Origin of the sequence: Sphingorhabdus sp., assembly GCF_035329025.1 — a bacterium.
In the GTDB taxonomy this organism is placed as follows: domain Bacteria; phylum Pseudomonadota; class Alphaproteobacteria; order Sphingomonadales; family Sphingomonadaceae; genus Sphingorhabdus_B.
In genome coordinates this window covers 1-11,159 of record NZ_DAOLHN010000058.1, presented here as the reverse complement: position 1 = coordinate 11,159, position 11,159 = coordinate 1, and the positions used below count along the sequence as shown (strand labels likewise).

General features: G+C 60.3%; 8 protein-coding genes. 3 read left to right on the top strand and 5 right to left on the bottom strand.

Annotation, left to right across the window (positions count from 1 at the left end):
• Positions 1-31: 31 nt before the first annotated feature.
• Positions 32-1,507, bottom strand: a complete 1,476-nt coding sequence (locus PKC81_RS13315) for a divalent metal cation transporter (protein WP_324336879.1) — start codon at positions 1,505-1,507, stop codon at positions 32-34.
• Positions 1,508-1,629: 122 nt separating this feature from the next.
• On the opposite strand from PKC81_RS13315, the gene PKC81_RS13310 reads away from it, so the two are divergent.
• On the top strand, positions 1,630-2,457 hold the full coding sequence (locus PKC81_RS13310) for an SDR family NAD(P)-dependent oxidoreductase (protein ID WP_324336878.1): 828 nt from the start codon (positions 1,630-1,632) through the stop codon (positions 2,455-2,457).
• An 11-nt stretch (positions 2,458-2,468) separates the two neighbouring features.
• Here the strand turns inward: PKC81_RS13310 and PKC81_RS13305 are convergent, their stop codons facing one another.
• The 4 genes from PKC81_RS13305 to PKC81_RS13290 all read right to left on the bottom strand — a co-directional run bounded on the left by PKC81_RS13305 (position 2,469) and on the right by PKC81_RS13290 (position 7,890).
• On the bottom strand, positions 2,469-3,989 hold the full coding sequence (locus PKC81_RS13305) for a fumarate hydratase (RefSeq protein WP_324336876.1): 1,521 nt from the start codon (positions 3,987-3,989) through the stop codon (positions 2,469-2,471).
• Between the two features lie 58 nt (positions 3,990-4,047).
• The gene (locus tag PKC81_RS13300) at positions 4,048-4,758 is read right to left on the bottom strand and encodes a DUF3142 domain-containing protein (protein ID WP_324336874.1); all 711 of its coding nucleotides are present in this window, start codon (positions 4,756-4,758) and stop codon (positions 4,048-4,050) included.
• A gap of 7 nt (positions 4,759-4,765) precedes the next feature.
• The gene (locus PKC81_RS13295) at positions 4,766-6,901 is read right to left on the bottom strand and encodes a hypothetical protein (RefSeq protein WP_324336872.1); all 2,136 of its coding nucleotides are present in this window, start codon (positions 6,899-6,901) and stop codon (positions 4,766-4,768) included.
• A gap of 92 nt (positions 6,902-6,993) precedes the next feature.
• Entirely contained in the window at positions 6,994-7,890 is an 897-nt protein-coding gene (locus PKC81_RS13290) for an acyl-CoA thioesterase II (protein WP_324336870.1), read from the bottom strand.
• Positions 7,891-8,519: 629 nt separating this feature from the next.
• Here PKC81_RS13290 and PKC81_RS13285 point away from each other — a divergent pair.
• Entirely contained in the window at positions 8,520-10,499 is a 1,980-nt protein-coding gene (locus tag PKC81_RS13285) for a ribonucleoside-diphosphate reductase subunit alpha (RefSeq protein WP_324336868.1), read from the top strand.
• Positions 10,500-10,610: 111 nt separating this feature from the next.
• The coding region (locus tag PKC81_RS13280; protein ID WP_324336866.1) for a ribonucleotide-diphosphate reductase subunit beta at positions 10,611-11,159 on the top strand (549 nt) is incomplete at its 3' end.

The following is an 11,159-nucleotide window of genomic DNA, read 5'->3' as shown; positions in this document are numbered from 1 at the left end:
CAGGCCTCGGCTTCGGCATCCCCTTCGCGTTCTATTTCGTGTGGAGCCGCTTCCTCAAGCGTGAGGGCATGGGCCTCGGCGACGCGAAGCTGCTGGCCATGGTGGGCGCCCTGCTGGGCCCGCAGGCGGTGCTCTTCGCCCTCTCGGCCGGGGGGCGTGAGGGGCCCCCCGGCCTCACCCCCCCGCGCCGCCCCCGGGGGGCGCCGCGCCGGGACCGGGGCGGAAGGGGGGGCCGCGGGGGCCCAGCTAATGGGGGGGCAAAAAAAAAGATCGCCCCCCCCGCCATAACGGCGGTAGCAATCCAGCCGGTAATCGTCGCCCTTGTGCTTAGCGTCAGGCTATGCATCGCCCGCCGATTGCGCGCGATCAGCATCATCACCGCCATCAGCGGCGCGGCGAGTACACCGTTCACCACTGCCGCCCAATAGAGCGCCTTGGCCGGATCAATGCCGATATATTGCAGGCTGACACCAAGCATCGTGGTAATCGCTATGGTGCCATAAAACAGCTTGGCCTTGCGCGGCTTGGCATCGAGGCTGCCTTTCAGACCAAACATCTCGGTGACCGCATAGGCCGCCGAACCGGCCAGCACCGGCACCGCTAGCATGCCAGTACCTATAATACCCAATGCAAAAAGCGCGAAGGCGAAATTGCCAGCTATCGGTCGTAGCGCCTCTGCCGCCTGTGCAGAGGTTTCGATATCACGAACGCCATTGGCATGCAGTGTTGCTGCGGTAGCGAATACGATCGCCAGCGATACGATCGAGCTGAAGGCCATGCCGGTCAGCGTATCGATGCGGATGCGAGTCAGTTCGGGGCCGGCTTCTTTGGGTGTCATAAACAGCGGCTTCACATGGTGGCGCTTCTGCTCCTCAATTTCCTGTCCGGCTTGCCAGAAAAACAGATAGGGGCTGATGGTGGTTCCCAATATGGCGACGACTGCGGTTGCGTAAGCTCCCGACCATTCGATCTGCGGCACGATCAGCGAGGTCAGCGCCTCACCCCAGGGCACCTGCGCTACCATCACAACCGCGACATAGGCAAAGAGCGAAAGCGTCGTCCATTTGAGGATCGCCGAATAGCGCTCATAGGACATCCAAACTTCGGTCGCGACACAGATCACGCCAAACATCAACGTATAGAGCCCCAAAGGGCCCCCGATCAAAAGCCCGACAGCCGCCCCCATTGCGGCCAGATCAGCCCCCAGATTGATTATGTTGGCAACGAGCAGCAACGACACCATCGAAACGAGCAACCAGCGCGGATAATGCCGCCGCAAATTGCGCGCAATGCCCCCGCCAGTGACGCGTCCAATTTCCGCCGCGACCTCCTGAATCGCGACCATCAACGGAAAGCTGAACAGGAAGGTCCAGCTCAGGCCATAGCCGAATTGCGCGCCGACCTGGCTGTGCGTGCCGATACCCGACGGATCATCATCCGCCGCCCCGGTCACCAAACCGGGGCCGAGGCGCGAGAGGAATTGGCGAAATTTGCCCTGTTCGCTCATGCGTCGCGGGCTATGGTGGTGACGAGGCGCGCCAAGATGATTGCTTGGAGAATGAAAGGGTTCATGACATCGTCTTACGCCATAGTCTGGCCAAGACAAGCCAGCGCAGAGGGAGAGCAGCGATGGAATTTGCAGGCAAGACAGCCGTAATCACCGGAGGTGCCTCGGGCATAGGCTTTGCGCTTGCCAAGCAGATGGGCAAGGCTGGCGCGCGGATCATCCTGTTTGAACCACGCGAGGAAATGCTGGACGAAGCGGTCGAGGCGCTCAAGGCACAGGGCATCGATGCCAAATATTTCGCAGGCGACGTGGCGGACGCTGCCGCTGTAGAGGCGCTTGCCGATTTCGCCTGGGCCGAAAATGGGCGCGGCGACATCATCGTCAACAATGCCGGACTGGGCGGACCACGCGGTGGTATATTCGACACCGATCTTGCGGAGGCACGCGCGCTTTACGACGTGAACTTCTGGGGCGTGTGGAACGGCATCCAGACCTTCGGCAAACGCTACCGCGCCGATGGCATGCCCGCCGCGATCTACGCCACGGCTTCCGAAAATGCGCTGTTCAACGCGCTACCGACGGGCGGCGGGGCCTATGTTTCGGGCAAGCATGCGCTGTTCGGGCTGATGGACGTGTTGCGCCGCGAAATCGCCAACAAGCCCGAACTGGCCAATATCGAAGCAGGCGTCATCATTCCCGGCTGGGTGGCAACCGCACTGTCGCGCAATATGGGCATGGAGGCGGACCGCTTTGCCGAGATGATTTTCCAACAGATGCATGCCGGAGAATATTATCTGGTCGCGCACGCCTATAACGTCGTGCGCCTGCGCGAACGCATCGACGAACTCGAAGCCGCCTTCGCCCGCTACGCCCCGCGCTATGACGGCGACGAGGAGTTTGATGTGCAGCTCTATTATGCGCGACTGGCGGCGGAGCAGGCAGGTGGCTGAGCGCGAAAACGTCAGGCGTTTTCGAGCAACCCTTCCTCGGCAATCTTTTTCTTCCAGACGAGTGGCGCGCTGGTGTGGACGTTTTCTCCGGTGGAATCGACTGCCACGGTGACGGGGAAGTCCTGCACCTCGAACTCGTAAATCGCCTCCATGCCAAGGTCTTCGAAGCCGACGACCTTGCTGCCCTTGATCGCGCGTGCGACGAGATAGGCTGCCCCACCGACCGCCATCAGATAGGCCGACTTGTGCTTGGCAATCGCCTGCGTGGCAGCAGGCCCACGTTCCGCCTTGCCCACGCAGCCGAGCAGGCCCTGTTCGAGCATCATGTCCATGAACTTGTCCATGCGCGTCGCGGTGGTGGGGCCGGCGGGACCGACGATTTCCTCACCCACCGGATCGACAGGGCCGACATAATAGATCATCCGCCCCTTGAAGCTGACGGGCAGTTCTTCGCCCTTCGCCAGCATGTCGGCGATACGCTTGTGCGCGGCGTCGCGGCCGGTGAGCATCTTGCCGTTGAGCAGCAGACGTTCGCCTGCCTTCCAGCCGGCAACATCCGCTGCGGTCAGCGTGTCGAGATTGACACGGATCGCCGCACTATCGGGTGCCCATTCGACCTTGGGCCAATCGTCCAGATTGGGCGCTTCAAGGAAGACCGGACCTTCTCCCTTCAGCGTGAAATGCGCGTGGCGGGTGGCGGCGCAATTGGGGATCATCGCGACCGGCTTTGACGCGGCATGGGTCGGATAGTCCATGATCTTCACATCAAGGATGGTCGCCAAGCCGCCCAACCCCTGCGCGCCGATGCCGAGCGCGTTGACCTTGTCGAAGATTTCGATGCGCAGCCGCTCGATATCATTCTGCGGCCCGCGTGCCTTCAATTGCGCCATGTCAATCGCGCCCATCAGGCTCTCCTTGGCGAGCACCATCGCCTTTTCCGCGGTGCCGCCGATGCCGATGCCAAGCATCCCCGGTGGGCACCAGCCAGCACCCATTTGCGGGACCATTTCGAGCACCCAGTCAACGATGCTATCCGACGGGTTCATCATCTTGAACTTGGTCTTGTTTTCGCTGCCGCCGCCCTTGGCCGCGACGTCGAAGCTCACCTTGTCACCGGGCACCATTTCGAGGTGGACGACCGACGGGGTATTGTCGCGTGTGTTAACGCGGGTGAAGGCAGGGTCGGCCAAGATCGAGGCGCGCAGCTTGTTTTCGGGGTGGAGATAGGCGCGGCGCACGCCTTCATCGATCACTTCCTGCAGGCTACGGTGGCTATCCAGCACGCACTGCTGGCCCCATTTGACGATCACGGTGACGATGCCGGTATCCTGACAGATCGGCCGATGCCCCTCGGCACACATGCGGCTGTTGGTCAGGATCTGCGCGATCGCATCCTTGGCGGCCGGGCCCTGCTCCTTCTCATAGGCCTCACCCAGCGCGCGGATATAATCCATCGGGTGGAAGTAGGAGATGTACTGCAGCGCGTCGGCGACGCTTTCGATGATGTCGTTTTCGCGGATCGTAACGGTCATGGAACAGGCCCTGTTTGCTGGGAGAACGCCATCGCCTTTACGCAGACGTGCGGGATGTTCAAGACCTCTCGGGATTCAACAGGAAAACCACATAGCCCCTGAATTTCGGATTGCGCGACAGGCCGGGCGGGGCGTGCCATTCGCCATGTTGCACTAGGCCGACCTTGAACGGCAGTTCCACCCGATCCAACTGGCGCAGATAGGCCTGATAGCCGGGGATGGTGTGCCGCCCCTGATAGGTTTGCAGCACCACCTCATCAACCATCCCGGCCAGCGCATTGAGCGCCGGGCTATCCCCGCCACTGCTCCAGTCGAGCAAGCCAGTGACCGAAAGGCCGGTTCCCTTTGGCAAATCGGAACGCAGTTGTTTCAAGAATGCGGCATAGCCCGGCAACCCCCGTGTCGCGGCGTCGAAATCGATCTGGATGCCTGCAATCCGGTTACCTTTGGCCTTCCAGCCTTCGATGTCGCGCCGGATACGCGGCAGCACCTTCGTGTCCCACGCCAGCGTTTCGACGCGATAGACAATCCAGACCTGCGCATGCTTTACCCGCGGCATCGCAGGACGCAGATCAACATAGCGCCCCTCGGGCCCACCCTTGATCTCGGCAGCGAGGATGTAAATCGTCTTTGCGCTATCGAGTACCGGTTGTGGCTCAACCCCGGCCCAGAGCCAGAAAGCTTCATAAGCCTGCGCATCAACACGCCCCTGCTCCGCCCGGTCACAACCAGGCAGAAACAGCAGCGCGAGAAGCGCCAACAGGCGCATCAGACAATCACCAATAAACGGTCAGTTTCTTGGCCCAAGGCGAGGTCGGGAATTCGCGCTTGAGTTGCTGGAACCACGCCTTGCGTTGTGCGGGCGTTTGCTCGCTATCATCGCAGCCATTCAACCCGCTTGGCGCATAGCAACGGATTGCGCGGTGCAATGCATAAGCCCGGTTGTCAGCTCCGGCGGCCGGATTGGCAATGATCGCCTTATAGGCATCGAGCCGCGAGAAGCGCTTGCCGCCGAAAGGCGTTGGATTTCCGCCAAGTTCATCCTTGGCGCGTGGCGCATCCAAATATTCGGTTACGCCATAGAAATAAGGGTCCATGCCGTGCAGGCGGATGAATTCGCCGAGGCACATCAGCCCGCGCGGGTCTTTTGGATTGGCCGCCAACGTCGATGCGGTTGTGCGCAATGCCGGACAGGCAAAATCGCGAGATCCCGCCCAATTGAACACCGCAACTTCCGAGAAACGGGGCGTTTCATAATCGTCAGCGGCGATTCGCTTGGCACTGGCCGGAACCAGCGCGCTATCCTTTACAAAGCCCGCATAGTCGCCGCGCGTCAGTTGCTTGTAGAGCAACACGTACAGCGCGACGTTGCGTTCGCTCGCCGGAGCCGCCTTGTCGGCAGCGCGTGTGCGCAACAGCGCAGGGCCAGCCGAATAGCGCAGCAGGATTTCGCGAATTTCCGTATCGCGGATCGGAGAGCCCGGTGCATAGACAAGGTCGATTGCCTTGGCGCGTTCCAGATGCATCGCAAGGCCGAGTTCCGCCGTACCCTTCTGGAAGGGCAGCTTGCCCGCATTGAGCGCCGTGATCAGCGCCGCCCTAGCCCCTGCATCGCCGGTTTCATCCATCGCCACCGCACGCAGCAATTGCCGGCTATAGCCGAGATAGCCGGTTCCCGCGGTGTTGGCCGGGATCAGTTTCAATACGGCCGCCGGATTCTTCTCGACATAATAAGCGTGGGCCGCGAGCAGATAGGTGAACAGGTCTTCCTTGCCGGCAAAAAGCCCGCGCAGAGCCTCGATCGAAGCACGGCTAATCGGGCCATTCTGGGCATTTTGCCGATCGTCCTCATCATAATAGCGCATTTCACGCAGCGCGATTACCGCGAGCAGTTCAGGATCGCTGGTGTCATCGGGCCCGAGTTCACCGAACAGCTTTATGTCCAGTTCCTGCACCAGATCGGCGAGCGAAATATTGCGCTCGCCTGCATCCTTTTCGGCAAATTGGGCAATATATTCGTTCAGCAATTTCTGCCGGTCCTGCCCCAGCCAGTAAACGCGACGAAGCAGGCCGCGCGCCGATGCTGCATATTCGCCATTAGGCCAGCCCTTCAGATAGGCGCGCAGGCCATTTTCGGCAGCGGCGAGCAGCGCATTGTTGCCGCCTTCCTTGTTGAGATCGCCATATTCACCAAAGGCGCTCTCGGTCGCCTGATTGAGCGCTACGCGGCCAATCATATAAGTCGTAGCCGCATCGAGCCAGTTGTCGCCGGTCTTGCCAATGCCGGAAAATGCGGCGCGCGCACCGGCAAAATCGCCGTCATAAAAGGCAGCGGCCCCGATCAGATAATCGGCGAAGGCCTTGCCGGCTTTGGAGGTGACATTTTGCACCGCTACCTCGGCTACCGCACGTGCGGTCTCATCGCTCGAACATTGCGGGTTCATCGCGCTGCGCGCGGCGGCCAGCGTTGCCCGTTCGGCGCCGCTCAGCCCCTTTGCCGCACCGACCGCTGCGATAAAGGAGGCCGAACCCGACTGGTTCGACATGCAACGTGTGCCCCAGGGAAAATCGCCGCTGTCATCCCGCTCTTTGCGCCCCGGCCCCAATATTCCGGCAAAATAGGGGAAGTTGAACGGCTCCGCCTCGCTGCGGCGGCGATCATTATAATAGCTATCATAATCCGGGACGTTCGAAACACCGACCGAGCCATGCCGATCGCGCAACAGCATCAGCAGATTGACGCGCGTGTCGTTGCCCGGGCTGAGCAAAGCCGTGCCGCTGCAACCATTATTGTCGGTCTGCCGGACCTTCCAGTCAGGGTAACAGGTCGAATCTGCGCTCGCTTTGGCTGGCGAGATGGCAAATGGTGTTGCAAAAGCGAGGGTAGCGAGAGCAAGCAAGCGCAACTTCATGATCAGAACTCCTTTGTTCCGACTTTTGAGTCAGACTTGGCTCGTCGTCAACAGGCCGAACAGACCGGTACGTAGAAATTTATTATGTCGGATCAGTCGGCTTTGGCCGTGCGCATCCGGATTAACCCTTCCTGTGCGCAGGTGGCAACCAGCCGCCCATCGCGGGTATAAATCGATCCACGGTTGAAGCCCCGTCCACGCCCTGTCCATGGGCTGTCGCAGCTGTACAATAGCCAGTCATCGACACGGAAATCGCCATGCAGCCAGACGGCATGGTCCAGACTGGCGCTCATCATCCCTGGGGTCATCCAGGTCACGCCGTGGGCCAGTGTACAGGTACCGAGCAGCCAGCTGTCGCTTTGATAGGCCAGCATCGCGCGGTGGACAGCGGGATCGTCAACCGTCCGATCACGCAGGCGGAACCAAATATCCTGCCGTGCAGGCTGCCGCTTGTCCCCACCCAACCAGTCGCGGGCATCGACGGGACGGCTTTCAAAGGCGCGTTCGCGCACGAAATTGTCGCGGAATTTTTCGGGCACTTGATCGGCGAACATCGCTCGCAGCTGCGCCTCGTCCTTCAACTCTTCCGGCGGCGGCACATCGGGCATCGGCTCCTGATGGTGCAGGCCGTCTTCCAGCTTCTGGAACGACGCCGCAAGGTTCAGGATCGGCCTGTCCTTTTGCAGCGCGATCACCCGGCGCGTGGAAAAACTGCCCCCGTCAAAATCGCGTTCGACGCGGAAGGTGATTTCATAATCTTCGTCCCCAGCGCGCATGAAATAGGCGTGCAGCGAATGGGCAATCCGTTCGGACCCCACCGTATCCTGCGCAGCGGCCAGCGCCTGCGCGATCACCTGCCCGCCAAAGACACGCCCAACGCCGCCTGGCTTGCGCATCCCCAAATACCAGCCATCGCCCATGCGTTGCACAGAAAGCAGATCTTCAAGCTCGGTGACGAGCGGATGTTTTTGCGGTTCGTTTCCAGACATGGGGGCGCGTTAGCAGCGTGCAGCAGCTTTAGGCAATGTCTGGACGTGCGAATCTTTCTTGGCGTTGGGATGGATTCGCTTTGCCTTGTCGAGCGATGCGACGATCCCATTCCAGATCGTGCGCGATGCGAATCCACGGCGTTGCGTTGGTCAAGTGCGCCGCCGGTTTATCCCCACCGATTTTTTATCGTGGATAAAAATTTTGTGCGGCTCGTCGCAAAAATACTTGCGCGCTAGACAAGTCCTAGGAAGTCCGCGCGTCGCTGCACTGCACCCCAAAGAGGGTGCGACGAATGGAATCAGGCAAGCGACGAATCGAGTCCTTAATTAACCATTTACCCTCTTGCGTCTGAAAATGGTTGAGGCACTATAGATAGCGGTTGGCCACAGGGGGCATACCTACAATTTGTGTTTCATCCTGCAGGAGCAATTCTGCGGCGGGGCATTTTTGTCCTGAAAAAATGACGGATGATGCGCGAATTTATGCCCCTTGGGTCGCACAAAATGCTAAGGGAGGTGTTTGCTTCCCGAGTCGAACAAGAAGAGAACAAGCTTCTTGGGTTTTAACAGTCGGGGCCGACATTCAAACGGGGTGAGGGTCGGCACCAAATTGGGGAGCAAAGAGTCACATGGATTTCAGGGATACTGGCCGGGAGGCCGGAGAAGGCAATATGGCGGACATGCTCGAAGCGGAAAAGACAGAGACCGAAACCCCGCAGGTCAAGAAGGCTAAGCCTGAACAGGAAGTTGCCGCTGCTCAAAACAGTGCGGCGAAAGCCAAGGCTGGCGACAGCAAGACTGTCGACGTGCGGCGCTTTGATGTTGTGACGGACAGCGCCCGTGATGATCTGCTGACCGAGTTCGGCAAGGAAACGCTGCGCGACCGTTATCTGCTGCCCGGCGAAAGCTATCAGGATCTGTTCGCTCGCGTCGCCTCTGCCTATGCAGACGATCAGGCGCATGCCCAGCGGCTCTATGACTATATCTCGAAGCTGTGGTTCATGCCCGCCACCCCCGTGCTGTCGAATGGCGGCACCGGACGCGGCCTGCCCATCAGCTGCTATCTCAACAGCGTCGACGACAGCCTGGAAGGCATCGTCAATACCTGGAATGAGAATGTCTGGCTGGCCAGCCGCGGCGGCGGCATCGGCACCTATTGGGGCAGCGTGCGCGGCATTGGTGAGCCGGTGGGCCTCAACGGCAAGACAAGCGGCATCATTCCCTTCGTTCGCGTGATGGACTCGCTCACCCTTGCCATCTCGCAAGGCAGTCTGCGTCGCGGATCCGCGGCCTGCTATCTCGACATCAACCATCCGGAGATTGAGGAATTCCTCGAAATCCGCAAGCCCTCGGGCGATTTCAACCGCAAGGCACTGAATCTGCACCACGGCGTGCTGCTGTCGGACGAGTTCATGGAAGCGGTGCGCGATGGCGCGGAATTCAACCTCAAATCGCCCAAGGATGGCAGCATCCGGGGCACGGTCGATGCGCGCTCGCTCTTCCAGAAGCTGGTCGAGACCCGCCTCGCCACCGGTGAGCCCTACATCATCTTCAGCGACACGGTGAACAACGCGATGCCCAAGCATCACCGCGAGCTCGGGCTGAAGGTATCGACGTCGAACCTGTGTGCCGAAATCACCCTGCCCACCGGCCGCGACCATCTGGGTGGCGATCGCACTGCGGTCTGCTGCCTCTCGTCGCTCAACCTTGAAACATGGGATGAGTGGAACGGCGACAAGATGTTCGTCGAAGATGTGATGCGCATGCTCGACAATGTGCTGCAGGATTTCATCGACCGCGCACCTGACGAAATGGCCCGCGCGCGCTACAGCGCCGGCCGCGAACGCTCGGTCGGCCTCGGTGTCATGGGCTTCCACAGCTTCCTGCAATCGCGCGGCCTCGGCTTTGAAAGCGCGATGGCGAAGTCGTGGAACATGAAGATTTTCAAGCATATCCGCGCACAGGCCGACCAGGCGTCGATGGTGCTCGCCACCGAACGCGGCGCCTGCCCCGATGCCGAGGAACGCGGCGTGATGGAACGCTTCAGCTGCAAGATGGCAATCGCGCCGACCGCGTCGATTTCAATCATCTGCGGCGGCACCAGCGCGTGCATCGAGCCGATCCCGGCGAACATCTATACGCACAAGACGCTGTCGGGCAGCTTCATCGTCAAGAACCCCTATCTTGAAAAGCTGCTGCAAGAGAAAGCCAAGGACAGCACCAATGTCTGGAACAGCATCCTCGAAAAGGGCGGTTCGGTGCAGCATCTGGATTTCCTCAGCCCCGAGGAAAAGGATACGTTCAAGACCAGCTTCGAGATCGACCAGCGCTGGCTGCTCGAACTCGCCGGTGACCGCGCGCCCTATATCGATCAGGCGCAGTCGCTGAACCTGTTCATCCCCGCAGACGTGGAAAAGTGGGATCTGCTGATGCTCCACTTCCGCGCTTGGGAACTGGGCATCAAGTCGCTTTACTATCTGCGGTCGAAGTCGATCCAGCGCGCCGGTTTCGCGGGCGGGGTAGAGGCGGACAACACCGCCGACGCGCCCAAGATCGAACTGAGCGCAGGCGAGCAGACCGACTATGAGGAATGTCTGGCGTGCCAGTGAGTTGAAACACGTCGCCCCGGCGCAGGCCGGGGCCGCTGGCAGGGCAGCGTAAACCTCCTGCGGCCCCGGCCTTCGCCGGGGCGACACAAGATTGAACCGAGGAAGCCGAAAATGCCACTGTTAGAAGCCCGCAACAGCTACAAGCCCTTTGAATATCCCTGGGCCTATGATTTCTGGAAACGGCAGCAGCAGATCCACTGGCTGCCCGAGGAAGTGCCCTTGGGCGAGGATTGCCGCGATTGGGCGCAGAAGATCAGCGAGCATGAGCGCAACCTGCTGACGCAGATTTTCCGCTTCTTCACCCAGGCCGATATCGAGGTGCAGGATTGCTACCACGAAAAATATGGCCGCGTGTTCAAACCGACCGAGGTGAAGATGATGCTCACCGCCTTCTCCAATATGGAGACGGTGCACATCGCGGCGTACAGCCATTTGCTCGACACCATCGGCATGCCCGAAAGCGAATATAGCGCCTTCCTCGAATATGAGGAAATGGCCGCGAAGGTCGATTATATCCACCAGTTCGGCGTCGATAATGACGAAGATATCGCCCGCACCCTCGCCATGTTCGGCGGCTTTACCGAAGGGGTGCAGCTCTTCGCGTCCTTCGCCATGCTGATGAACTTCCCGCGCTTCAACAAGATGAAGGGCATGGGGCAG

Coding starts and splice junctions, on each gene's coding strand:
- PKC81_RS13315 (WP_324336879.1), bottom strand. CDS start 1,507: ATGAGCGAACAGGGCAAATTTCGCCAATTCCTCTCGCGCCTCGGCCCC.
- PKC81_RS13310 (WP_324336878.1), top strand. CDS start 1,630: ATGGAATTTGCAGGCAAGACAGCCGTAATCACCGGAGGTGCCTCGGGC.
- PKC81_RS13305 (WP_324336876.1), bottom strand. CDS start 3,989: ATGACCGTTACGATCCGCGAAAACGACATCATCGAAAGCGTCGCCGAC.
- PKC81_RS13300 (WP_324336874.1), bottom strand. CDS start 4,758: ATGCGCCTGTTGGCGCTTCTCGCGCTGCTGTTTCTGCCTGGTTGTGAC.
- PKC81_RS13295 (WP_324336872.1), bottom strand. CDS start 6,901: ATGAAGTTGCGCTTGCTTGCTCTCGCTACCCTCGCTTTTGCAACACCA.
- PKC81_RS13290 (WP_324336870.1), bottom strand. CDS start 7,890: ATGTCTGGAAACGAACCGCAAAAACATCCGCTCGTCACCGAGCTTGAA.
- PKC81_RS13285 (WP_324336868.1), top strand. CDS start 8,520: ATGGATTTCAGGGATACTGGCCGGGAGGCCGGAGAAGGCAATATGGCG.